This is a genomic window from Vreelandella vilamensis, from assembly GCF_031451755.1.
Taxonomy (GTDB): domain Bacteria; phylum Pseudomonadota; class Gammaproteobacteria; order Pseudomonadales; family Halomonadaceae; genus Vreelandella; species Vreelandella vilamensis.
In genome coordinates this window covers 1-22,857 of sequence record NZ_JARWAN010000026.1, presented here as the reverse complement: position 1 = coordinate 22,857, position 22,857 = coordinate 1, and the positions used below count along the sequence as shown (strand labels likewise).

Annotated in this window: 21 protein-coding genes and 1 pseudogene; 10 read left to right on the top strand and 12 right to left on the bottom strand. The window is 56.8% G+C overall.

What is annotated here, in order from left to right:
- Positions 1-245: 245 nt before the first annotated feature.
- A pseudogene (locus QC823_RS13810) lies at positions 246-809 on the bottom strand (thermostable hemolysin).
- 323 nt (positions 810-1,132) lie between these two features.
- Here QC823_RS13810 and QC823_RS13805 point away from each other — a divergent pair.
- The 6 genes from QC823_RS13805 to QC823_RS13780 are packed head-to-tail and all read left to right on the top strand — an operon-like array spanning position 1,133 to position 7,386.
- A complete protein-coding gene (locus tag QC823_RS13805; RefSeq protein ID WP_309656933.1) occupies positions 1,133-1,546 on the top strand; it encodes a GtrA family protein in 414 nt (137 codons plus the stop codon).
- Positions 1,533-2,525, top strand: coding sequence for a glycosyltransferase family 2 protein (locus tag QC823_RS13800; protein ID WP_309656932.1), 993 nt, complete (start codon positions 1,533-1,535; stop codon positions 2,523-2,525). Before QC823_RS13805 ends, QC823_RS13800 begins: the two co-directional genes overlap by 14 nt.
- Positions 2,509-4,026: an ArnT family glycosyltransferase gene (locus QC823_RS13795; protein ID WP_309656931.1), complete on the top strand. Its 1,518-nt coding sequence runs from the start codon at positions 2,509-2,511 to the stop codon at positions 4,024-4,026. Before QC823_RS13800 ends, QC823_RS13795 begins: the two co-directional genes overlap by 17 nt.
- Positions 4,027-4,077: 51 nt before the next feature.
- Positions 4,078-4,776, top strand: coding sequence for a response regulator transcription factor (locus QC823_RS13790; RefSeq protein WP_309656930.1), 699 nt, complete (start codon positions 4,078-4,080; stop codon positions 4,774-4,776).
- On the top strand, positions 4,755-6,185 hold the full coding sequence (locus tag QC823_RS13785) for an ATP-binding protein (protein ID WP_309656929.1): 1,431 nt from the start codon (positions 4,755-4,757) through the stop codon (positions 6,183-6,185). Before QC823_RS13790 ends, QC823_RS13785 begins: the two co-directional genes overlap by 22 nt.
- Positions 6,178-7,386 (top strand): cation:proton antiporter, encoded by a 1,209-nt coding sequence (locus tag QC823_RS13780; protein WP_309656928.1) that lies wholly within the window; start codon positions 6,178-6,180, stop codon positions 7,384-7,386. Before QC823_RS13785 ends, QC823_RS13780 begins: the two co-directional genes overlap by 8 nt.
- 53 nt (positions 7,387-7,439) lie before the next feature.
- Here the strand turns inward: QC823_RS13780 and QC823_RS13775 are convergent, their stop codons facing one another.
- From QC823_RS13775 to QC823_RS13755, 5 genes are all read right to left on the bottom strand, one after another.
- A complete protein-coding gene (locus QC823_RS13775; protein WP_309656927.1) occupies positions 7,440-7,967 on the bottom strand; it encodes a cytochrome b in 528 nt (175 codons plus the stop codon).
- 70 nt (positions 7,968-8,037) lie between these two features.
- Positions 8,038-10,257: a PepSY domain-containing protein gene (locus QC823_RS13770; protein ID WP_309656926.1), complete on the bottom strand. Its 2,220-nt coding sequence runs from the start codon at positions 10,255-10,257 to the stop codon at positions 8,038-8,040.
- A 19-nt stretch (positions 10,258-10,276) separates the two neighbouring features.
- Positions 10,277-10,750, bottom strand: a complete 474-nt coding sequence (locus tag QC823_RS13765) for a DUF2271 domain-containing protein (protein ID WP_309656925.1) — start codon at positions 10,748-10,750, stop codon at positions 10,277-10,279.
- Positions 10,751-10,808: 58 nt separating this feature from the next.
- Positions 10,809-11,210 (bottom strand): PepSY domain-containing protein, encoded by a 402-nt coding sequence (locus QC823_RS13760; RefSeq protein WP_309656924.1) that lies wholly within the window; start codon positions 11,208-11,210, stop codon positions 10,809-10,811.
- Positions 11,211-11,286: 76 nt separating this feature from the next.
- The gene (locus tag QC823_RS13755; RefSeq protein WP_309656923.1) at positions 11,287-12,702 is read right to left on the bottom strand and encodes a ferredoxin reductase family protein; all 1,416 of its coding nucleotides are present in this window, start codon (positions 12,700-12,702) and stop codon (positions 11,287-11,289) included.
- A gap of 62 nt (positions 12,703-12,764) precedes the next feature.
- Here QC823_RS13755 and QC823_RS13750 point away from each other — a divergent pair, with 62 nt between their 5' ends.
- A complete protein-coding gene (locus QC823_RS13750; protein WP_309656922.1) occupies positions 12,765-13,430 on the top strand; it encodes a response regulator in 666 nt (221 codons plus the stop codon).
- Complete coding sequence (locus QC823_RS13745; protein WP_309656921.1) at positions 13,420-14,766, top strand: ATP-binding protein; 1,347 nt, start codon at positions 13,420-13,422, stop codon at positions 14,764-14,766. The genes QC823_RS13750 and QC823_RS13745 overlap by 11 nt, the downstream gene beginning before the upstream one ends.
- 8 nt (positions 14,767-14,774) lie before the next feature.
- Here the strand turns inward: QC823_RS13745 and QC823_RS13740 are convergent, their stop codons facing one another.
- Complete coding sequence (locus QC823_RS13740) at positions 14,775-15,080, bottom strand: chaperone modulator CbpM (protein ID WP_309656920.1); 306 nt, start codon at positions 15,078-15,080, stop codon at positions 14,775-14,777.
- 3 nt (positions 15,081-15,083) lie between these two features.
- A complete protein-coding gene (locus QC823_RS13735) occupies positions 15,084-16,025 on the bottom strand; it encodes a DnaJ C-terminal domain-containing protein (protein ID WP_309656919.1) in 942 nt (313 codons plus the stop codon).
- A 307-nt stretch (positions 16,026-16,332) separates the two neighbouring features.
- On the opposite strand from QC823_RS13735, the gene tnpA reads away from it, so the two are divergent.
- Positions 16,333-16,626, top strand: a complete 294-nt coding sequence (gene tnpA, locus QC823_RS13730) for an IS200/IS605 family transposase (protein WP_309656918.1) — start codon at positions 16,333-16,335, stop codon at positions 16,624-16,626.
- Positions 16,627-16,696: 70 nt separating this feature from the next.
- On the opposite strand, the gene QC823_RS13725 is transcribed toward tnpA, so the two are convergent.
- From QC823_RS13725 to QC823_RS13710, 4 genes are read right to left on the bottom strand one after another with little or no spacing between them, the layout of a single operon-like run.
- Positions 16,697-17,278: a nucleotidyltransferase family protein gene (locus QC823_RS13725; RefSeq protein ID WP_309656917.1), complete on the bottom strand. Its 582-nt coding sequence runs from the start codon at positions 17,276-17,278 to the stop codon at positions 16,697-16,699.
- Positions 17,275-18,276 (bottom strand): XdhC family protein, encoded by a 1,002-nt coding sequence (locus QC823_RS13720; protein WP_309656916.1) that lies wholly within the window; start codon positions 18,274-18,276, stop codon positions 17,275-17,277. Before QC823_RS13720 ends, QC823_RS13725 begins: the two co-directional genes overlap by 4 nt.
- A gap of 5 nt (positions 18,277-18,281) precedes the next feature.
- Positions 18,282-20,627, bottom strand: coding sequence for a xanthine dehydrogenase family protein molybdopterin-binding subunit (locus tag QC823_RS13715; protein WP_309656915.1), 2,346 nt, complete (start codon positions 20,625-20,627; stop codon positions 18,282-18,284).
- Positions 20,624-21,088, bottom strand: a complete 465-nt coding sequence (locus QC823_RS13710) for a (2Fe-2S)-binding protein (RefSeq protein ID WP_309656914.1) — start codon at positions 21,086-21,088, stop codon at positions 20,624-20,626. Before QC823_RS13710 ends, QC823_RS13715 begins: the two co-directional genes overlap by 4 nt.
- A 499-nt stretch (positions 21,089-21,587) precedes the next feature.
- On the opposite strand from QC823_RS13710, the gene QC823_RS13705 reads away from it, so the two are divergent.
- Positions 21,588-22,586 carry an NADP-dependent oxidoreductase gene (locus QC823_RS13705; RefSeq protein ID WP_309656913.1) on the top strand — a complete coding sequence of 333 codons (999 nt, stop codon included), beginning with the start codon at positions 21,588-21,590 and terminating at the stop codon, positions 22,584-22,586.
- Positions 22,587-22,857: the final 271 nt, after the last annotated feature.

Below are 22,857 nucleotides of genomic sequence, written 5' to 3'. Positions count from 1 at the left end.
CATACTGCCGACATCTAGCACAAGCCAGAACAGTGGCATTGCGTTGGCAGAAAGAACAGCCTGAAGATTTATTTCTTGGCACTTAGAGGCCACCATTCCACATTAATTTAGCTTTGATTAATTGACCGCTTTGGATCGAGAATCGAAATTAGTTAAATTTAGCACAAGAAACGCTTGAGCTGAGCCATTCTTTGACCTCCACTCGATGGAGGATCATGCCATGAACATTTCGACTGAAATCTCCTTTACACCTTGGAATAAAACGCACTCTCCTGAAGCTCATTTCCGCCATCAACAAACGGCACAACCGGCTGAATAAATCGTAAAAGGCCCGCCTGGTGAAGAGCGGCAAGCCCATCCGACACGCTGATGTCCATCACCACCGGGTGGTGATCATAGTACCGGTCCCATCCAGCCCCGCCATCGGGAAGCCGGGCAGGATCGGCATCGCCTAGAACCTGCGTGGCAATCCCCAGGCGATGGAAGCTATTACTACGCAGCTGATCTGTGCCGGTGTACACCATCCATTCGTAACCCGCACTTTCCAGCCAGACCGACAGGGACGCAAACAGATACCGGCTGACACCGGCTTCAACGCAGGCCAAGTGGGCAATCTCCGCGACCTTTTAGCGCTCAACGCCCGGAACCGGCAGATAATCTTCCAGAAACAGTCTCTCATGGCCGGCATTCTGAACCCCGACTGTCCCCGCGGTGGTCAGGGCCAGAAGCTCCGGAATCCGTAGGTCGGGTTCGGCACCATAGGCCTGCAAAAACCGCTGGCGGATAAAGCCAGCGACCGTGTCAGCCATGGCCGTTTGCGAAGAAATCTTACTAAACCATCACCCGGCACAACGGAAGACCGGTACCACATCACGGTCATCCGGGAGACAACAGGTGGACATCGTTAGCGGGTCAGTCATGGGCGCTTTCTTCAATAACATCAGGGCGCGATGCCCTATGGTGATGAATGACAGAATAGAGAGCGAGGCTTAATGGAGCCTTAAGCCCGGGCCATGGATTTCTTAAGCCGGCTTTAAGGTTTTACCGGCCTCCCGATTAAGGCTCGCTTAAGAAAGCCCACGTAAAGTGCCGTGGTAGTTGCCCGACACCAGCTATCAGGTCGTAACCTTGTATGAGATCAGCCACAAGCCAGCCAGCCCAATGGAAAAGATTACTCCGGTTCCTGTCTGGCGGCGGCTTCGCAACACTCATGCACTGGTTGGTCATGTTTACGCTAATCCGGGCCGGCTCCAACGTCGTTATGGCCACAGCGACCAGCGCCACGGCGGGACTCGCCGTCAATTACCTTGCTCAGTACCGCTATACCTTTCGCTCCGTCCTCCCGCACCGGGTGGCGTTTTCCCGCTACCTGGTCGGCGCCGGCCTGGGATGGGGCCTGAACCTGGCAGGTTTTACCGCCATGTACACCATCACTGGTGCGCCCATGGCTTCGCAGATTGTCGCCACAGGAGTCGCGACTCTGGCCAACTATCTCCTTGCCGAGAAGTTTGTATTCCAAGAGGAACAGACCAATGACACGCCCTGATTCCATGCTTAGCATCGTTATACCGGTTCACAATGAGGCCGACGTGATTCCGACGCTGTTGAATCGCCTGGCCCGGGTATGCCGCCAGCTGGGGACTGCCACTGAGCTGCTGTTCGTCGATGACGGCAGTAGCGACAACTCTGTTGCGCTGCTGTTAAAAGCGCGGCGCCGGTACTCGGATATCCGGGTACTGCAACTGTCACGAAACTTTGGCAAGGAAGCCGCCGTGACCGCGGGCCTGAATCACGCCCGGGGCGACGCCGTGGTCCTGATAGATGCCGACCTCCAGGATCCGCCCGAGCTGATTACCGACATGGTGGCCGAGTGGTACAAAGGAGCCGATGTAGTGCTGATGAAACGACGCTCCCGTACCGGTGAGAGCTGGGTCAAGAGGATGACCGCCTCAGTGTTCTACCGGCTGATCAATCGCATCAGCGATGCCCCGATCCCAGTAGACACCGGCGATTTCCGGCTGATGAGTCGACGCACCGTGGACGCCCTGAACCAGCTTCCGGAACGCAATCGTTACCTCAAGGGCATGTTTGCCTGGGTTGGCATGCCGACTGTGACGCTGGAGTTTGATCGCGATCCCCGTGCAGCCGGCAAAACCAAGTGGAACTACCTGAAACTGGTCCATTTGGCCATGGAAGGCATCACCTCGTTTTCCACCCGTCCGCTTCGCATCGCCCTGATTCTTGGCTTTTTGGCCGCGGGCGCTGGTGGTCTGTTCGGCACCTGGGAAGTTCTGAAGGCTCTGATACTGGGCGTTTCCACCCCAGGTTATGCCTCCATGATCGCGATAGTCACCTTTCTCTCCGGGGTCCAGCTGCTGTGCGTCGGACTGCTCGGTGAATACGTCGGCCGAATCTATATGGAAACCAAGCAACGTCCAGTCTTCATCCTCGCGGAGGACAGTGACGACCGTATCCTGGATTATCAACCGACTTTGAAGGTAGCCGTTAATGACCAGAACCATTAACACCCTGCTGTGGCTTCTGGTTTCCGTTCTGGCGATCCGCCTCGGACTGACCGCAATACTGCCATTCGCTGACACCACTGAACCACGGTACGCGGAAATCGCCCGGATCATGGCGGAGTCCGGAGACTGGATCACGCCATGGTTCGATTATGGCGTCCCCTTCTGGGGGAAGCCGCCGTTGTCCTTCTGGACTCAGGCATTGTCCTTCAAATTGTTCGGCATTACTGAGTTCGCTGGTCGGCTGCCTTCCTGGCTGGCCAATACCGGCATTGTTTACCTGGTGTATGAAACGGCGAAAGCCTTGCAAGGCGGGCCCAATATCGAGGCATCAAGTGCTCGCGGGCTTTGGGCTGCGGTGATCTACAGCACCATGGCGCTCGGCTTTATTAGCGCCGGAACCGTAATGACCGATTCCTTTCTGGTGCTGGCGACCACGCTGGTGATCGCCAGCCTGATCATCCGGTTGCAGGGAGGCTCGATCCTTTGGGGCTGGGCATTCTTTGTTGGCCTGGCCATCGGGCTGCTCGCAAAAGGCCCGCTGGCACTGGTTCTGACTGGCCTGCCAGTCTTTGCCTGGGTAGCCCTGAACCGTCAGTGGAAGACACTCTGGCAAAGCCTGCCGTGGCTTCGCGGCACGCTTCTCATGCTGGTTCTGGTAGTACCCTGGTACATCCTGGCAGAACTGAAAACACCCGGATTTCTTGACTACTTTATCGTGGGCGAACACCTCAAACGTTTTATCATCAGCGACTGGTCCGGCGATCTTTATGGCAACGCCCACGAGTTCACTCGGGGCACCATCTGGCTTTACCTGTTGATGGCCAGCTTCCCCTGGGGCCTGATCGCCTTGATCGGTTGGGGGCTAACTCGCTGGCGTGGAGCCCGTACCGACTTCCCGCAATGGCAGCCGAAAAAACCTGGCCTTACCGGCCTGATCCTGGCCGCGGCCCTAACGCCGGCGGTGTTCTTCACCTTTTCCGGTAACATTCTATGGACCTATGTTTTGCCCGGCTTGCCATTTCTGGCCGTGCTGACAGCCGGTCTGCTCTCAGGCGCAGACGGCCGATTCCTGCCCAAATACACCCTGGCGATGGCACTGGTCATTCCGATCACCGGGACAGCAGCCGGCAGCTGGTTCGCCCTCAACCCCGGTCAGCTCAAAACCGAGCGGGAACTGGTGGCGAGGGTGGATGCCTTGCCTGGCGTTTCCCCTGATGACCTGTTTTACCTGGATAAGGCGCCCTTTTCCGCACGCTTTTACAGCCACGGCAATGCTCAGATCATGTCCCGGGAAGCACTCGATCACCGCCTCGCCCAGAGCACGGCAGGCCAAGAAGTTCTGCTTGCGGTAGACAGCGGCGAAAAATCAGTGATTCAGACACTGCAAGGGCGGGCCGAAGCCATCGATGGCAACCGGCGCTATACCCTATTCCGACTGACGGAGGACGCCTCCCGCACCGCCGAGTCCGATACCGTGAAGAAAAAGCGGCAAAGCGGCTAAGATCCTTTACACTTTCATTCTGAAAACTTTTCCCAATACGGATTCCGTTCGATGCGCATACTGCTGGTAGAAGATGACCATCACCTGGCAAATACCATGCTGGACATGCTTCGAGAGGATCAGAACACTGTGGACTGGCTTGATGATGGCCAGCAGGCGCTGAATGCTCTGATGGAAGAGCACTTCGACCTGGTTGTCCTGGACCTGACCCTGCCCCGAGTAGACGGCCTCGAAATCCTCCGGCGTAGCCGGAAACAGGGCAACCAAACGCCGATTATCATTCTGACTGCCAGAGCAAACCTGGACGAAAAGCTGCAGGGCCTGGATACGGGTGCGGATGATTATCTGACCAAACCGTTTGCCATGGCAGAATTGAAGGCCCGTATCCGGGCAGTCACACGCCGGGGGTCTTCGCTACCTCAGAATGGGCTGACGGTCGGGCAGCTGGTGTTGAACACCGATGCCTGCCAGCTCACCACGGCGGAAGAAACAGTCACTCTGACCCGCAGTGAATTCCAGATTCTAAACTACCTTATGCGCCATCCCGATCAGGTGGCAACCCGCAGGCGACTTGAAGAGCAGCTATACGGCTGGGACCAGGGTGCGGAAAGCAATGCCCTTGAGGTGCACATTCATCACCTGCGTCGCCGGATTGGCAAGGCCACTATCCGCACCATCCGTGGAGTCGGATACCTGCTCGACAGCCAGGCCGCTGCCGGAGCACCGGAATGTCGCTGGCGCGAACGCTGACCTTACTGGTCACCTCAACCGTTCTTCTGATAGCTCTTGTCGCCGCCACCTGGAGCTACATTGAAAGCAATCATGAGCTGGAAGAGCTGTTCGATGCCGAACTGGCTCAAAGCACCCGCATTGTGCAGGGGTTGGTTCGCCATCTGACTGAGACCCAATCGATGGAGCAGTTACCGCAAACCCTGAGCGAAACTCTGGAGCTGCCTCTCGCGAACGGAGACAACATCGATTTTGAAGCGGATGACAACGAAATACTGCCCAGAGGGGTCGGACACAAATACGAAAAGAAACTGGCCTTCGAAGTCTGGACGCCCGAACGTATCCCATTGCTGGACACCCTCAACGCTGATGACTCTTCAGGGTTGGTGCCAGGCTTCTCCTGGGCCGAATCCAAAGGCTACCGCTGGCGCACTTTCACGCTTCAGGATCCGACCACAGATTTCTGGATACGCACCGCTCAGCGTGAGGACATCCGCCAGGAGCTCAGCCAGGAGCTGGCTCTCGGTAACGTTTTCCCCCTACTTCTGGCGCTGCCACTGCTGGTATTGGCCGTTGTTGCTGCGATCCAGATCAGTTTTCGCCCCCTGCGTCGGCTGGAAAAGCCCGTGCGGAATATGGCGCCGGAACGCATCCATCCACTCGATGACAGCCAGGCACCCAAGGAAGTCGTTGGCCTGGTGCAGGCTGTTAATGGCCTTCTGAAAAGACTGAACCAGGCACTTGAGCGTGAAAGACGGTTTTCCGCCGATGCCGCCCATGAGCTAAGAACACCGCTGGCGGTATTGCGGTTGAATCTTGAGAAAGCCTGTACGAATAACCCAGAGCAATTTCAGGGGCTAATCCAGTCCGTCGACCGTATGGCGCACCTTGTAGAGCAAATGCTGTTACTGAGCCGGGTTGATGCAGGAATCGATTCTGCTCCCGAGTACCACAACCTATCGGCGATTATTGAACAAAGCATTGCCGACGTTACGCCCCTGGCCCTGAAAAAGAATATTGAACCAGTATTGGAGGACGAAGCCGGCCAGGCTCTCATCTGCTGCCACAGTGCCTTGATCAACACCCTAATGCGCTCCCTGCTTGCCAATGCCATTCAATACAGTGCTGAACATACGGTTATTAACACCCACCTCGCTCCCTCTGGAGCGGGTTATCACGTAATGGTATGCGACCAGGGCCCCGGCATCCCAATACAAGAGCGGGAGCGGGCGCTAAGTCGTTTTGTCCGGCTGGATCAACGCCTGGGCGCCGGCGCTGGCTTGGGACTTGCCATCGCCCGCCGCATTGCCGAACTTCACGGCGGCCAGCTTACGCTGACGGGGCGGGTGGACCAACAGCCCGGCCTTTGTGTCAACATTTGGCTTCCTGTACAACTTTCCTCCATTAATAGCCGACCTCGCCATGAATGAACTGTCACTGCCTGAAATTCCCTCGGCCTACTCACTGTTCCTGATGGGTATTCTGATGATTTTCACCCTGCTGGTTCGCGGTATCTTTATCCGGCGCTTTATGCCGCTGTTGATCATCTACATTGGCGTGGGCTCGACAATGAGCTGGCTAAATACCCGAATACCGCTGCTCGATCAGGGTAGCCGGCACAGCCTGGGATTATTGGCCGAAGCCGGCCTGGTATTACTGGTGTTCAAGGTCGGCCTGGAAAGTGACCTGAAAGGCCTGTTGAAACAATTGCCCAATGCCTCCTGGATATGGTTCTGGAATGTGTTGTTCAGTGGCGCCCTGGGGTTTGCCGCCGCCTATTACCTTGCCGAATTTGCAATGCTGACCAGTATTTTTGTCGGTGTCGCGCTAACGGCTACCAGTCTGGGGGTCACCGTCACCATCTGGCAGGACGCCAAACAGCTGAAGACCGAACGTGGCAATCTGTTTGTCGACGTGGCGGAACTCGACGACATCAGCAGCATCGTGTTGATGGCCATACTGGTCGCCCTTGCCCCGCTGCTGGCCAACGGCCAGGGCATCACCGCGCTGGATGTGGGTACAACCCTGGCCAGGGTGCTCTTTACACTGACGGCGTTTGTAGCCGCCTGCTGGGTGTTTTCGGTCTACATTGAAAAACGACTGACGCAGTTTGTAGAGCGCTATGAAACCCGACATGAACCGATGGTGCTGATGCTGTCGATCGGTTTTATCATTGCGGCGCTGGCTGAACTCAGTGGTTTGTCGCTCGCTGTGGGCGCCTTTCTTGCCGGTCTCGCCTTCAGTCGGGATACCCACGCCGCCAAAGAAAGACTCGTGTTTAACGGCTTATACGTGGTCTTTACCCCCTTCTTTTTTATCGGCCTGGGGCTGCACATTGATCTGTCCGCTTTTTCCACCGCGCTGTGGCCGGGGCTGTTGCTGTTAGTCGCAGCCATCGTTGGCAAAATTCTGGGCAGCGGCCTACCCGCCTACCGGCGTCTTGGTTTCTATGGCGCGCTGCTGATCGGTGTCAGCATGATTCCCAGAGCCGAAATCGCCATGGTCATTATGCAGAAGGCACTGGAGGCTGGCGCAGAGCCCCGGGCTTTTAACGCCATGATGGTGGTGACGGTAGGCACGGTGTTGCTCACCAGCCTCACCCTGCCGTGGCTAATGCGCCACGAGAAATGATCTCTCGTTCAGCCAGATCCCTTATAACCGTCTGTGGCTCTGGCGCTTCCCGATCAGGAAAGATCCGCAGGTGTCTCCTGACGCCGGGTCAGGTAGTGTTTGACCGCGCCCAGGAAATGCAGACCAATTAAGGTGGGCAAGACATAGGTACCCAGAATGACGTGGATAGATTCCGCCGGCTCGTGCAGCACTCCAAGCGATTTCATTGGTAAAGAAACGCTGAACCAGCCAAATACATCCATCGCTTCTCCTTCGGTAAAAATATAAAGAGGCCCAGTGATAACCTGAAGGGTCAGCGTCAGCAGGATCAGGCTTTGCACCCAGAACGCTGCTCGCCGCTCCAGTTGTGACTGTCCCTGGCTTGGAGGGAACCCTTCATAAAGCCGATAGCCTACCCGCCAAAGAATGAACCAGAAAACGAAAAATCCGAGAGCGATATGTATGCCCATAATGTAGTTTTCTGTGTTCTCGTTTGGTGCGAAAGCGGCCACAAACCCGAACACAAGCATGGCAACCACCGATAAAGCGGTGATCCAGTGATTGAGCGTAGAGATTCCAGAGTAATTACGTGGTGTGTTCATTTTTCATCCTGAATTGCTTGGTGGAACACTGTTGTCCACTCTATGAAGTTTTTGTTCGCTGCGTCGCCCATCAATAAATATCCTCCAGATACCGCCCCTGAGCTTTGAGCATTTTAACATCGGTTGCCAGGGGCTTGAGAATATCATCAATGACCTGCCTTACCCCCGCTGCCATATCCCGGCCACCACAGACCAGAATCTGGGCCCCCGTACTGACCATCTGGCGCACCGCCGACTCATCCTGCCGGAGCTTATCCTGAACATAGGCGCGTTCGTCGGATCGGGAAAACGCCGTATTGAGTCCGGTCAGCCGATGGTCATCAAGGTAGTGCCGCAGTTCTGGTTTATAAAGAAAATCCGATTGCGAACTGCGTCCTCCCCAGTACAAGTACATAGGACTGCGGCTGGTATTTTTTCTGATGAAGCCAGCCAATGGCCCAATTCCAGCCCCCGCCCCGATCAGTATCACAGGGTTGCTGCCCTTGGCCGGCCGGAAGTCAGGATTTTCGCGAACGAAACCCTCGATACGATCACCCGGCCTGAGCTCGTGCAAATACCCGGAGCAAAGCCCGCCCGGTTGTTTGCGAACGCATATCTCCAGAACCCCGTCCGTGGCAGAGGATGCAAGTGAGTAGAACCTCGGGGCCTGTCCGTTCGGCGGCATCACGCCCAGCAGGTCGCCTGCCTCAAATGCTGGCAGCGTCTTGTGGTTGCTGGGAAGGTACTTCCTCCATCCGCCCGGCTCTGCTGCCTTGAAACGCAGAATGCTGGTAGGCGCCTGCACTGCGAGCCCATAATCTGCCCGTTCTATCAATTCCAACTCGACCGTGGCGGGCGGCAACGGGCTGTAATCCAACGCGAGTGGAACCCCGATTTCCTCGCTGATCTTTTCTCCCCACTCTCTGAATTGCGGTGAGGAGCATCGATCAATCCGTTCAACGGTGTGCAGCCGGCTAAGCCCTTTATCAGCGAGCGCCGCGTCCACGTCCACCGCGAACTTGCAGAAGTTGGAAAACTGCCGGTCACCAAAGCCCAGTACTGCAAATTTCAGCGCCTTACCGGGGCGGAAGTTGCCAAGCCTGGCCATAAACCGCCGGGCCGAAGCGGGTGCGTCGCCATCGCCGTAGGTCGAGGTCAACACGAAAAGCCTGGAGGCCTGAGGATAACGGTCTGCCAGGGCATTCATTTCACTGCAATGCACATGAAACCCCGCCTTGTTCAGGCTGGCGTGGAGTTCCCGGGCAAACCCCCAGGTGGTATTACCTTCGGAGCCAACGAGGATAATGGTGTCTGCCAGAGAGGCATCGGCATTGTCCGGCAACTTCCCTGGCGACCGGCGGCGCTGCCACCAGATGGTCATTCCCGTCACCGACAGCACCGGCACGGTCAGCGCCGCAGCCCCGAGAATCAGACCCAGCCACCACAGGCCCTCGCCGGTGTGCAGACTGACGATCCACTGCTGCACGATGCTGCCTTCAGAGCGTGGCTGGTACTGCAGTAACTCACCGGTCGCCTGATCGACAAAGCCGGAGCCGCCAGTAGTGGTCAGGGAATAGACGTCCTGCGGGTCGCCGGGATAAGGGAACACCAGTTCACGAAATTCACCCAGGTCAACATTACCAAGCGCGTTCAAGGTGCCCACCGGGGCCGGTTGCCCGCCGGAGACCTCAGCCGGAAACCCTGGTCCGGTTGCGGATGCTTCCGGCAGCAAGCCAAAGCGCTGCGCCGACATATAGCTGCCGGTCAGCGCTGACAACAGCAAGCCAAGCACGGCAAATCGCGCCAACTCGGCGTGGACCCGTTTGCTGCCAGAGCCGGAAAAGGGTCTTAGTAAATTCTTCCAGCCACCAATGCGGCGGGCCAGCAATAGCATTCCCGAGACACACAGCAGCCCCATCAAAGCGGCCATTACCCCGGCCAGCGCTCTACCGGCATCATCAAGCATGAGCGAACGATGCAGATCCTTGACCCAGCCAAAGAAAGCCGACGATTCATAGGGTGCAATACCCTCACCGGTTAGCGGGTTGACCAGGTCCGCCCCGACCTGGCCATCACGGCTGTAATAAACAATGACCTTGCCGGAAGGCTCTCGCACGATCTGTTCAGTCCCGGGGTATTGGGCCACTACCCGGCCTGCCAGTTCGGCAACACTGACGTCTCCAGAAGCCGGAACGACCGCTGAGGCTCTATCCAGCGCAGGCGCCAAAGCCAACACAGCACCCGTAACGGAGAGAACCATCAGCAACAGCCCTGCCAGCAGGCCCGGTAAGCCGTGGAACTTGCGCAACATAGCTCTAACTCCTGCCAGCTTATTGAAGATCGTAGGTGAGAGAGCGTACATACCCGCGCCCAGACACCGGCTTGCCGGAGCCTTCCGTGGTCAGGGGTGCCACGACATCCGCCCTGATATCGCGCATATCCTCAACGGCCGAGTCAACACGAACCTCATGACCGCTATCGATCAGCGAATCATCCAGGTTCAGAGTGATTTTCAGGGTGCGGCCACTGGTGATACTGGCCCCGGTCAGGCCGTCGTACTCGGCGGGGTCCAGCCTGCTGCCCCGGGCCCAACCACTCAGATGTTTGTAGTATTTGGATTTCTCACCGGCCACCCAGAGCGTGCCCTGATAGGTCCCGGACGCATCGGTCAGGTAAAGCACCACGTAGGCGCCATCGCCCCGGTAATTCTGCAATTCGGTCGTGAAGGTCACTTCACGGGCCTGGGCAAAGGCGGGCATAGCCACTGCAATCGCCAGGCCCAGCGCAAACAGGGTTTTCTTCATGGGGTATCTCCAGTCAAAACAGGTACTGCGTAACTCATAAACACAAGGTACTGGCGGGTTATTCAACCGTTACACTGGGGCGACCTTTAACAATGCCGTTGCTTGGCATTCGGGTTTTGGCATCGCCCTGCTGTTCGTTCATCAGCCTGTCTCTGTCATCGCGTTCGTCCTCGTACTCGTCATCATCATCGTCTTCTTCCCGTTCCCACTTCATCATCTTCAGTGAAGCGGGGGCGAATTCAGCCTCTGCCCTTACACCATTGGAATCGCGGCCTTTAACCTCATAGCAGCCGTCGTCAACCTTGATTCGGCGCACGGTCCAGCCTTCGGCTTCCAGCTTTTCACGCAGATTTTCACGGGGCTGCCAATTCGCCACCGGGTCGTCGCAGTCATCACTGGCCAGTGCGGTACCGCTCAGAAGCAGCAAAGAAAGGCTCAGAACAAGGGGTTTGGTTTTCATGGTGATTCTCCTGCTGTTTTCGTTACATTCACTCTACGGCGCCAACCTGACAGTGACCTGAACAAGCCAGGCCTTATCAGCGGAACTGGAAGGCCTCTTTATGGAAGCGCGTCAGGCGCAAGGGTGCAGCCCGCAAGCCTTTTCTGATGGCTTGCCCCAGTCCTGCCGGGCCGCAGAACCAGACCTCTGCGTTCGCAGTCGGATGTCCATTGGTAGACAGCTTCTCTGCTGACAGCGCCTGCCCCCTGCTGCTGTCGTGAATCTCAAGATGAATGCCAGGAAATCCCCCGCAAAGCACCCGGAGTCGACCCACCATGGGATCCTCATCGGCGTTGCGTGTGCAGTAATGCAGATCTGCTTCAGGCGCGGTGGCGGTGCTGCTGTCTAGGGCTTCAAGCCAGGCCAGAAATGGCGTGATACCGATGCCGCCTGCTATCCAAATTTGATGGGACTTGCGGTTGCGCCGGTCAAAGTTAAAACGGCCGTAGGGCCCTTCAACCTTCACTGTCTGACCCACGCTGATTTTCTGGCTGAGATTGCGGGTATAGTCGCCGAGGGATTTGATGAGAAAAGTGACGGTGCCATTTGCCCGATCCGCACTGGCAATGGTGAACGGATGCGCCCCCTCCAGCCGATCAAAGGTCACAAAGGCAAATTGTCCCGCACGGTGCCCGCGCCATGCCGGTCCCAGGTGGCAGGTAACCTCGGTAACATCGCGGGCCGGGGTTTTGATCGCTGTGACCGTGCCGCGAACCTGGCGACGCCGGCCGACTCGGCCTGTCAGAGACAGCCCGCTGGCAAGGCTGCCTCCGAGCAGCAGAATCGCCATCAGTAGTCCGATTGGCTGCTGCCACCATTGCAGCGGAGTGAGCCACGCTGCATGGAACGCGAGCAATAGGTAAAGCGCCGGCATGCCGCGATGCAGGTAGCGCCAGTATTTGTAGGGGAACTTGCGCCACAGGGTGATTAGCAGCATCGCGAACAACAGATAAACGGCGAATTCGCCTATGTCTTCCGCGGCATCGCGCATGGCGTCGATAAACCCGGAATAATCCTGGTCGAACTTACCTGCCTCGCCGAAAATCGACTCGATGACATCGTCGCCCATTTCAATCAGCCAATGGGCGGCGGCGAATACCACCGCCAGGATGCCGGCCCATTTGTGGATCAGGTAGATCTGATCCAGCCCGCCCAGTGGTCGTTCCAGCCAGACCGGACGCAGTGCCAACATCATGGCCAGCGACATCAATGCAATGGATAATAGCCCGCTGAGCAGCAGGCTCTGATCGTAGACCGCCCAAGGGGAACCGGCCCCAGGACCCAAAGCGAGATTCCAGGCCCAGAGGCCTGAAACCAGCACAATGAAAGGCAAAATTATCCGGATCATGACATCTCCTGCGATCGACACCTGGAATGTTTTGAGCAAGGCTAGCGTCCAAACCTGACAGTCAGCTGAAGGTCCGTGCAGCGCTATAACAGCCTTGATGGCCATTCAGACTGCTGTCAGGTTCCGGATGTAGTATCTTGATTCCAATGCAGGATCAGAGGTGAACGATGCGGGTACTCTTGGTGGAGGATACGGCGGGGCTGGGCGAGGCTGTGCGGGATCAGATTGCCGACGACGGCCACGCGGTGGACTGGGTGCAAACTCTCGGCTACGCCGAGGCAAGCGTTCAGACCACAGCTTACGACCTGATTCTGCTCGACCTGATGCTGCCCGATGGCCATGGTTTCGGTTTTTTGCGGAAGCTCCGCGCAACCGGAAAGACAACACCCGTGATTATTCTTACCGCCAGGGATCAGGTGTCTGACCGAATTGAGGGGCTGAACGCCGGCGCCGACGACTATCTGGTAAAACCCTTTGATCTTTCCGAGCTGTCAGCCCGTGTCGCTGCAGTCGCCCGCCGGTACCGGGGTGATCCGAGCCCGGTCATACAGGTGGGTGAGCTGGAGGTCGATCTTCGCGACCATCATATCCATCGCAATGGGCTGCCGGTAGAACTGACGGCCCGGGAGTGGGCACTGTTCGAGGGCTTTATCCAGCGCCCCGGAATGCTACTATCGCGATCGCAACTAGAGGATCGTCTTTACGCCTTCGGGGCCGAGATCGAAAGTAACACCATCGAGGTTTATGTCAGCCGCTTGCGCAAAAAACTGGGGCGGGACGCCATCGTAACCGTCAGGGGAATGGGCTATCGCCTGGAAACACATGGCCACTAGAACCAGCCTGCAAAAAACACTCGGTATCGGCCTTACTCTCGGCGTCACCCTGCTCTGGCTGCTGGGTGTCATTGCTTCCGGTCTGGTGGCACAACATGAAATGAACGAGGTCTTCGACAGCGCCCTGGAAGAAACCGCCCAGCGCATCCTGCCGCTGGCCGTCACCGATATCTTGAACCGGGAAAATGGTAGCGGGAATCAAAGGGCTCCTGCCCTGCAGAACCACGATGAGTACCTGACTTATCTGGTCCGGGACGACCACGGCAATCTCTTGCTCCAGTCCCACGACGCCAATCCTGAGGTTTTTGGTACAACACCCAAGGAAGGTTTTTCAAACACGCCGACCCATCGGCTATACGGCGTGTCGGCGGTCAGTAACACGATCTATCTTGAAGTGGCTGAACCCTTGGCGCACCGACGTGAATCGGCACTGGAGGCGGGGTTAGCCTTGCTGATGCCGTTAATTGTTCTGATTCCAGTCAGCCTACTGGGTATCTGGTGGATTGTCCGACTTTCCCTGCGCAAGGTGGTCGATTTCCAGCAATCCATAGAATCCCGGGGTGCCGGAGATCTTTCCCCGGTTGCAGAGAATCAGCTGCCCCTTGAATTTGAACCGATTGCCGTTGCCGTCAACCGACTGCTGGAGCGATTGCATCGTGCCCTTGAGTCCGAACGAAGCTTTACCGCCAACAGTGCCCATGAATTGCGGACCCCCCTGGCAACCGCGCTCGCCAAAGTGCAGCGACTGAAAACCCGGATATCCGATGAGCCGTTGCAACATAATGTCGCAGAAATTGAAGAATCGCTGCGCAGTCTGTCAGTGCTGTCCGGAAAACTGCTGGAGCTGGCGAAAGCGGAAGGCGGCGGCGCACTGTCACAAAGCCCGCACGATCTAGTGCCCATACTCGCGATGATTGTCCGTGATTTTGAGGACCAGGCACCGGGACGCATTGTCTTGTCGCTGCCGGAGCGTGAAGTGAATTCCTTCCTTGACCCCGATGCGTTCGCCATTCTGGCGCGCAATCTGATTGAGAATGCCCTCAAGCATGGCTCCCGTAGTCAGCCGGTGGAGGTCAGCCTGAAGGATAAAGGGGTTTTCAGAGTCTGCAACGGGGGTGACATCGTGCCACCGAATCAGCTCGCTTTATTGCGGAATCGATTTGCACGCTCAAAAACAGACGCTTCCGGTTCCGGCCTGGGCCTGGCGATTGCCGATGCAATCGCCAAAGGCGCCGGGATGACCCTGCATCTTCGGTCACCGGCAACAGGACGGCAGGACGGTTTTGAGGCGGAAATCAACATTGCCCCTATTGCAACAGGTAATGCCAACAACTAATCATTTCCTCAAAGTCCCGCAGCGCGCAACCGATCTTTGAGGCGCTGATTTTCCTCGATCAAGTCAGTCGCCAATGCGGCAAGTTCGGGCGCGGCCTCAAAATCGCGCTCCAACTGGCACATCCGTCGGGCACGGGTCAGGTCATGACTGGTGAAGCGCCAAGTCGCCACATAGGGTGAACCGTCAGCCAGTAGGCCACTCTCAATGCGCTCAATAACCCAGTCGGTTTCCACCGAGCAGGCACGCGCCAACTCGTCGAGAGTCAGGGTGGCCTCGTCGATTAGATCACCGCTGGTAATAGCTTGCTGTACCATGGCCTAGCCTCCCTTCCGTTGACGCGGATCGAATGCCAGTTCCCGCGCCATGGTTTCATAGAGTTCCCGTGCCTTATCGCTATCGGCCGGGGGCAGCACTACCGCTAGCTCAACATACAGATCGCCAGGTTCAGGCCCAGGAATGCCGCGCCCTTTCAAGCGCAACCGACGCCCGGATTGCGAACCCGAGGGCACCTTCACCTTCACCATTCCAGACGGCGTGGGGGTCTCAATACTTGCACCCAAAGCAGCCTCCCAGGGCGTGACCGGTACCGTTTGGTAAACATCCCGTCCTTCAACCCGATACCGTGGGTTGGGGGTAAAGTGGATTTCAAGAAATAAATCACCCGCTGGTCCACCGCCGATACCAGGACTGCCCTGACCCGAGAGCCGGATATGCTGGCCCGCTTTTACACCCCTGGGTATCCCCACGTTAAGCGTATGCTCTCTAGAACTGACGCGACCCTGGGCATCGACCTGGGGCACTAACAGCGTGATCGAACGGGTAGCGCCGTGGTAGGCATCTTCGAGATCAATAACCACTTTGGCATGACGATCCTCGCCGCGCATCTGATAGCCGCGCCCTGCTCCCCTTTGCCGGCCGCCTTGGCCGAAGAGGTTGGCAAAGAAATCACTGAATTCACCGAGGTCGGCGTCCTCGAAACCGTGCCCGCTATACTCAAAACCTGCATCCCAGTCGGGAGGTGGCTGGAAATCCTGGCCAGAATGATACTGCTGAGCGAGTTGGTCGTAGGCCAGACGCTTCTCGGGATCAGACAGCACGGCCTTGGCCTCATTGATTTCCTGCATGTGCTGCTCGGCATCCGACTCTTTGCTGATATCGGGGTGAAACTTGCGTGCCAGCTTGCGGTAGGCTTTTTTAACCTCCTCGGCCGTTGCGGTTTTCTCCACGCCGAGCACCTGATAATAATCCTTAAATTCCACGTTAAGAGCCTCCGGTTGTCGGAATGGGCTCCAGGCATTGATCTGCCAAGTATCCCGAGTAATTAGCGGCGGATGACTCAAGGTTAGTCGACAACACCCTTGCACGCCTGCAAGTTCGATGCCTAGCGATAAACCCCCCTTAAGCACTCTGCATTAGCAGCATACCCCACCACAATTTAGCGTATCGATTGATTAGTAAATTGGTTGGGTAGACCGGGCGATTGCTCGACCCGGCCCCCACAGATCAGGGCATGCGCGATTGACGCACCCGGCTCCTCAATCATCAGCTTCACTGAAAGACATTCCGATGTACGATCCTTGCCTTGGGCAGCAGGACGTTGGGGTGGTGGAGTTTTCGGGTGAAGCCGATCATGTACATGCGCTATTGGAACTGCATTCCTCGGTGATGCCGGCCAAGTTGATCAACAGCATCAAAACCGTGACCAGCCGCCGGATTCGCAAAGATGACGGAGATGCGATCAAGTCGAAGCGTTGGCGCGATCGTTTTTGGCCGGGGCCTTATTGCCTGCTCAGTGTGGGCGATGACACCACGACGGATATCATCAGGCGCTATATCGAAAACCAAGCCAAGCCGTCCTAGCGGACGGCACGCTATCCATCCACGCCCAATGCGTGGCTTGGACGTGGAATTCCGCGTAAGACATTAAACATTACCCTTTCCACTGCGCTAGCTGCTCACGGTTATCAATATCTAGAGAGGCATTGGGGATCGAGCACTCAAGAACAGGGATGGCCGTTTCGTATAACACTGCTTTGGCTCCTTGATCTCCGCTAAGTTGCTTTAATCGAGGGAAGCTATTTCGGCCAAAGATAGCGGGTACGCCCCGCCGGCCATGGTAAAAACCACAGGCGATGTTGCGCCCATCGAAGGTAGCTAACAATCGCTCTAAGTCATCCCGCGAAAGCGCGACCTGATCCGCGAGCACGACAAGCACAGCGTCGTAGTCGCGCTCTAGATGGCAGATGCCGGTTACCAAAGAGGCTGACAAGCCCTCAGACCAGGTATCGGCATAAATAAAAGCCCCCCCAGATAGCTTTCTCTTTTTTTTTGCCTGCATGAGTTCACGATGCCAAGCGCCTGTAACCACGTAGACATTATCTGGCAACACTCCGGATACCAAGTCGATGCTTTGTTGCAGCAACGCTTGACCGTTAACTTCAGCCAGCAGCTTACATCCGTCAAAACGTGAACTAGCCCCCGCCGCCATTATCAACGCAGCAGTTCGGTTCATAGCTCAGCGAGCGTGCGCCCACGCCTTACTCGAACGATGTCGGCCACAATCGCAAGCGCTATTTCAGCGGGGGTTTTGCTGCCAAGATCGAGCCCGATAGGCATATGTATTCGCTCGATTTCTGCCTGATTAAGTTCGCCCGTGCGTCGAAGTCTTTCCTCCCGGGCCTGGGAGGTGCGCCGTGAACCCATCACGCCGATATAGCTAGCAGGCGTTTTGACCGCTGCCATCATAGCCAGATCGTCAATGCGCGGGTCATGGGTGGCGGCCACCACGGCCGTTGACGGCGTGCACGCTCCCTGGGCCGCGATATATAACGAAGGTAACTGAGGAATAAACGCCACGCCCTCTGGCAACACGATATTTCGCGTCACCTCCTCGCGAGGATCACAGAGCACCACCTGATAGCCCAAACTGATCGCAAACTGCGCGCAGGCGGCGGCCACCGTTGAGTAGCCGGCAAGAATGAGTTTCGCGACGGGCCCAATACGCACCTTGGCGATCTCTTCACCTTCCTGCCACTCAACGCGTGGCCCGGTGGGCACCATCGTTTCCAGCCAGCGTTTGCCGTCGGTCATCCGGATACATCGCGCAAGCCCTTTCTCGTTTGTTTTGTCACCCGACAAAGACGCCCTAACCTGTTCAAGATGCGCCAGATTATCGGACGTCGCGATGATTCGCTCGACCAGCACATCTAAGATACCTCCGCAGGGCAGGCGAATCGATGAACCCTCTAAAGTATCAGCCGGGGCACCGTAGCGCACGATAACGGCTGGCAGCGCGTAATCACCGGCTGCTAAACGCGCCAGAAAATCCTCTTCCACGCACCCACCGGAGAGTGAACCGACATGCTCCCCGTTGGCCTTTGCCACCATGAGCGATCCTGGTTCCCGGGGCGAGGAGCCAAAGGTTGACAGCACGGTGCACAACCAAACGGTTGCACCGTTTTCCACCCACGCGATGGCTTGCCCAATGACCTGATAGTCCAAGCTCTGCATGGACATCAGCTCAACTGGTCACCGACCGGAAGACGCCGGATGCGCTTGCCTGTAGCGGCGTAAATGGCATTGCAAAGCGCCGGTGCCACCGGTGGAAAGCCTGGCTCCCCGACGCCCCCCATCGCATCGTTGGGGTTGTCGATTAGATGCACCCGGATCTCTCTTGGCGCGTTAGGCATACGCGGGATTAGGTAGTTGTCGAAGTTACTTTGCTGGGCGACGCCGTTTTCAAACGTCACTTCGCTTTGCAGGGCAACGCCAATCCCCATGATGCAGGAACCTTCCATCTGGGCGCGAATACGCTCGGGGTTAGCCTGGGGGCCGCAGTCGAAGGCAATATCTGCCCGGTGAATGGTCAGCTCGCCGCCATCGTTCACTTCCACGTCGAAGACAACGGCGGTGTAGGAAACAAAGCTGTGGTGAAAAGCAAGCCCAACGCCGCGACCTTCCGGCATCTCCCGGCCCCAGCCGGCTTCTTCGGTGGCGCGTTCGATCACACGACGCATCCGCGCCACATCGATCGGGTACTTGTCCGGGTCTTCTCCGTAATTCCAGCTATCGCCCACGGTCAGGTTATGCACTTCCCGGTCCGGCCCCAGGAGTTCCAGCGCATAGTCTCGGTGATCCTTGCCGGCCGCGACGGCCATTTCGTGGGCAAAGCTCTGAATCGCCCAGGCGTGGGGAAGGTTATACACCGAGCGGAACCAGCCAATGCGCACGTGAGCGGGAGCCGGCGGGTTTTCTAGCCGGATGGCTGGAATGCTAAAGGGCATGGTATTGAAGCCCATCCCCAGCTCAAATTCCTGCTTGTGTTTGGGATCGGGCGCAAATAGCGAGCCAATGCTCGGGGAAAGCGTGCGATGGCGCCAGCTGGAGGCCTTGCCTTCGCTGTCGAGGCCCGCCTCCAGGTGATCGACGGAAACCGCACCAAAGTAAGCATGTTGGATATCATCTTCCCGCGACCACTGCAGCTTAATGGGCCGCCCCTCATATGCTTTCGCCACGTAGGCCGCTTCGATCACAAAATCCGGTTTCGACTTACGCCCAAACCCACCGCCCAGCAGTGTCTGATGAACGGTGACGTTTTCCTTATCCAGGCCCAGCGCGCCCGCAATACCTTCGCGAGTCGCTCTTGGATTCTGAACCGGCGCCCAGGCCTCTGCCTTCCCCTGTGTGAATCTCACCACTGCAGCAGGGGGCTCCATCGGCGCCTGAGCCATGTGGGGCATGTAATACGTCGCGGAGACCCGTTGGCTAGCCTCTTCGAGGGCCGCCTCCACATCGCCCGATTGACGAATGACCTTACCCGGCGATTGCGCGACCTTTTCCAGCGACTCGCGGTAAGTCTCAGAGGTGTAATCAGCATTGTCTCCAGCCGCGTCCAAGTCCCACTCGATCTTCAGCGCCCTGCGGCCCTCCATCGCCGCCCAGGTATTACTTGCCACAACCGCCACACCACCGAGTGGATGGAATGCGCCGGGCTGGTCGGTGCCTTCAATGCGCATCACGTTGTTGACGCCGGTGACTTTCAGCGCCTCGCTGTCATCGACGCTTTTCACCTTTGCGCCGTAAACAGGAGGACGCGCCACAACCGCGTATAGGGTGTCTTCCAGATCCACATCAGCCCCGAATACCGCCTTGCCAGAAACAATGTCTTCACCGTCGATGGCTTTGGGGTGAGCAGATTTAAGCTCGCCATTGATCAGGCCCGTTTCTTTGCCAATAAAGCGCAGCTCGTTGTCAGCTTTCAAGACCAACGCATCCCGACCGGGCACCTCTAGTTCCCGAGCCGCTTCGGCAAGTTCGCCAAATCCGAGTTCTCGTCCAGAGGAGCGGTGCACCACCTTATGGATCTCAGCACGCACCTCGTGCACCGGCACTCCCCATTGGTCGGCCGCCGCCTGCTCAAGCATTAGCCGTGCGGCCGCCGCGGCACGACGCATAGGGTCGTACCAATGGCGCATGCTGCGAGAACCGTCGGTATTTTGATTGCCGTACTTGTCCTGATCTGCATTCGCCTGTTCTGCCCGAACCTGCTCCCAATCCGCGCCCAGCTCGTCGGCCGCGACCATCACGAGGCTCGTGCGAATACCTTGGCCCATCTCGGCACGGTTGTTAACGATGGTGACCACGCCGTCAGTATCGATATGGATAAACACGTTGGGGTCATCCACCCAACCACCGGGCATGGCGCCCGCCCCAAACTGCGCTTGTTCATTGGCAAAGCCTAAATCCCAGCGGGCGGCCAGCAAAAACGCGGAACCGGCGGCTAGCCCTTTCAACAAACCGCGGCGGCTAACATTGGCGAGCAACAATGTATCTTTTAACTGAGTATCTTTTAACTGGCTCATGAGCTGACCTCCTCAGTAGAGGCACGCTCCACGGCCGCCAGGATGCGATTATAAGTACCACAGCGGCACAAGTTGCCTGCCATGGCATCACGTATCTCATCAGCGCCTGGTTGGGTGTTTTCCTTTAATAGCGCTGTTGCCGTCATTATCTGTCCGCCTTGGCAATAGCCACACTGGGCTACCCCCAAATCCAACCAGGCCTGCTGAACTTTTTTGCCCACCGCGTCATCCGCCATGGCTTCAATGGTGGTGATCTCACTTCCTTCGGCAGTGGAAACCGGCGTTATGCAGGAGCGCGTCGCAACACCATCCAAATGCACCGTGCAGGCGCCACATTTAGCGATGCCGCACCCGAATTTGGTACCTTTCATTCCCACTACATCGCGGATTGCCCAAAGCAAGGGCATATTACTGGGAATATCCAGCTCGTGCTGCTGTCCGTTTATGGTCAGGGTTACCATTAGTGTCTCCCATTCGGGTACTTTTATAGGCCAAAGTGAGATCGAACCATAGAGCCAAGTCTCTTGAGTTTAGTAACGCCCCAGCTTGTTGCAAAGAAAAGCTCCCCACCAGAAAAGCGAGCCTCTATGGTATACGTATGTCTAACATATCACGCAGGCTTATCCGGCCCAAGTGAGCTTTTGCGCCCTACCCGGGCGCCACCACCTATCGAGGAAATACACGATGTCCCCTGCTCCTTTAACATTAATGACTGCGCGCCGCGTGGCATGCAGCCGCTATTAAGACTTCACCGCCTGGCTAGGGCGTGTTGACGTGGTGTGAGAGGGCAGGGGAGGCAACTCCCCTTCCTACTCGATTGTGCTTATTGGCGTATACGTGACCGAGCTTGCAAGCAGGCTAATGATCTCTATGCTATAGGCGTTCCATACGCCATGTATTCACGAAATACGTATTCGCATGATACGTATATAGAATGATATGTATTCGCAGGAGGCATTTATGCAGTCGCAATTTTATACGCTTACCGATTATCCCAACGGCCTACCCGACCGCGAACTTTTTAAATTAGAAACACAAACCCTCCCAGACTTGGCCGAGGGCGAAGTACGTATACGTAATCGCTGGCTTTCAGTTGACCCTTACATGCGCGGTCGCATGAGCGGTGTACGTACTTATGTGGAACCGTTTGAACTTGGCAAGCCAATGGAAGGCGGTGCCATTGGCGAGGTTATCGAGACCAATGACTCAAGCCTAAAAGTGGGCGATAAAGTGAGCCATATGGGCGGTTGGCGAGATATCGCGCAGGTGCCTGCACAAAGTGCTACTCCATTACCCGATATCGATGTTCCCGAACAGGCCTATCTGGGCGTTTTAGGCATGCCCGGCATGACTGCCTGGACAGGCCTAAACGTGGTTGCCGACTGTAAGCCGGGCGATAATGTGCTAGTCAGCGCGGCAAGCGGCGCAGTGGGCTCCATGGCAATACAGCTAGCCAAAGCCAAGGGCTGCCATGTCGTCGGTATCGCGGGCGCTGCTCACAAACTTGCCTGGCTAGAGTCGCTGGGCGTTGAACCGGTTAGCTATCGTGACCGTACCGCACAGGAGTTAAGCGACGCCATAAAGCTTGCCAGCCCTAACGGCATCGATGTTTACTACGAAAACGTCGGTGGCACGTGTCTTGAAGCGGCGCTTAGCCAGATAAATGAAGGCGCGCGCATCGCCGTATGCGGCATGATCGAAAGCTACAACGCCAAAACGCCTACCCCTGGCCCCAGCAATCTATCTCAACTGGTGGTGCGCAAAGCTAAGATGCAGGGTTTTATCGTTGCCGACCACTGGTCAAATTATCCAGACTTTCTTAACGAAGTGGCCTCGCAAATAGCGGAAGGCAAGATCGACTATAAAGAGACAGTTAAAGAAGGGCTTGAAAGCACCCCTGACGCCTTCCTCACCCTGTTTGACGGTGGCAACACCGGTAAAATGCTGGTCAAGCTATAGTGCGTTTGCCCTTACCTATCCGCGTCTCAGGTGGACACGCGAAAGACTACACTTCTTTACATTGAAGTAAATAACTATAGTGTAGGTGGATCTAAGCGTTATGCACTTAAAAGCAAAGAGGGCTTAATGGCATTTACTGCGACTGACCCAATCAAGATAATTTTTGCCGTCCTCTTACCGCAATGGTTAGGACAGTTTCATGACGCGATAGCGCCGTAGTGGCACATCTCGTCAAAGTCGGGTCGGGATTTTATGCGATTGAAGTCCAGAC

What these genes read in the sequence shown, in the direction of transcription:
- QC823_RS13805 (WP_309656933.1), top strand. Translation starts at nt 1,133, where the DNA reads ATGAGATCAGCCACAAGCCAGCCAGCCCAATGGAAAAGATTACTCCGG.
- QC823_RS13800 (WP_309656932.1), top strand. Translation starts at nt 1,533, where the DNA reads ATGACACGCCCTGATTCCATGCTTAGCATCGTTATACCGGTTCACAAT.
- QC823_RS13795 (WP_309656931.1), top strand. Translation starts at nt 2,509, where the DNA reads ATGACCAGAACCATTAACACCCTGCTGTGGCTTCTGGTTTCCGTTCTG.
- QC823_RS13790 (WP_309656930.1), top strand. Translation starts at nt 4,078, where the DNA reads ATGCGCATACTGCTGGTAGAAGATGACCATCACCTGGCAAATACCATG.
- QC823_RS13785 (WP_309656929.1), top strand. Translation starts at nt 4,755, where the DNA reads ATGTCGCTGGCGCGAACGCTGACCTTACTGGTCACCTCAACCGTTCTT.
- QC823_RS13780 (WP_309656928.1), top strand. Translation starts at nt 6,178, where the DNA reads ATGAATGAACTGTCACTGCCTGAAATTCCCTCGGCCTACTCACTGTTC.
- QC823_RS13775 (WP_309656927.1), bottom strand. Translation starts at nt 7,967, where the DNA reads ATGAACACACCACGTAATTACTCTGGAATCTCTACGCTCAATCACTGG.
- QC823_RS13770 (WP_309656926.1), bottom strand. Translation starts at nt 10,257, where the DNA reads ATGTTGCGCAAGTTCCACGGCTTACCGGGCCTGCTGGCAGGGCTGTTG.
- QC823_RS13765 (WP_309656925.1), bottom strand. Translation starts at nt 10,750, where the DNA reads ATGAAGAAAACCCTGTTTGCGCTGGGCCTGGCGATTGCAGTGGCTATG.
- QC823_RS13760 (WP_309656924.1), bottom strand. Translation starts at nt 11,210, where the DNA reads ATGAAAACCAAACCCCTTGTTCTGAGCCTTTCTTTGCTGCTTCTGAGC.
- QC823_RS13755 (WP_309656923.1), bottom strand. Translation starts at nt 12,702, where the DNA reads ATGGCCATCAAGGCTGTTATAGCGCTGCACGGACCTTCAGCTGACTGT.
- QC823_RS13750 (WP_309656922.1), top strand. Translation starts at nt 12,765, where the DNA reads ATGCGGGTACTCTTGGTGGAGGATACGGCGGGGCTGGGCGAGGCTGTG.
- QC823_RS13745 (WP_309656921.1), top strand. Translation starts at nt 13,420, where the DNA reads ATGGCCACTAGAACCAGCCTGCAAAAAACACTCGGTATCGGCCTTACT.
- QC823_RS13740 (WP_309656920.1), bottom strand. Translation starts at nt 15,080, where the DNA reads ATGGTACAGCAAGCTATTACCAGCGGTGATCTAATCGACGAGGCCACC.
- tnpA (WP_309656918.1), top strand. Translation starts at nt 16,333, where the DNA reads ATGTACGATCCTTGCCTTGGGCAGCAGGACGTTGGGGTGGTGGAGTTT.
- QC823_RS13725 (WP_309656917.1), bottom strand. Translation starts at nt 17,278, where the DNA reads ATGAACCGAACTGCTGCGTTGATAATGGCGGCGGGGGCTAGTTCACGT.
- QC823_RS13720 (WP_309656916.1), bottom strand. Translation starts at nt 18,276, where the DNA reads ATGCAGAGCTTGGACTATCAGGTCATTGGGCAAGCCATCGCGTGGGTG.
- QC823_RS13715 (WP_309656915.1), bottom strand. Translation starts at nt 20,627, where the DNA reads ATGAGCCAGTTAAAAGATACTCAGTTAAAAGATACATTGTTGCTCGCC.
- QC823_RS13710 (WP_309656914.1), bottom strand. Translation starts at nt 21,088, where the DNA reads ATGGTAACCCTGACCATAAACGGACAGCAGCACGAGCTGGATATTCCC.
- QC823_RS13705 (WP_309656913.1), top strand. Translation starts at nt 21,588, where the DNA reads ATGCAGTCGCAATTTTATACGCTTACCGATTATCCCAACGGCCTACCC.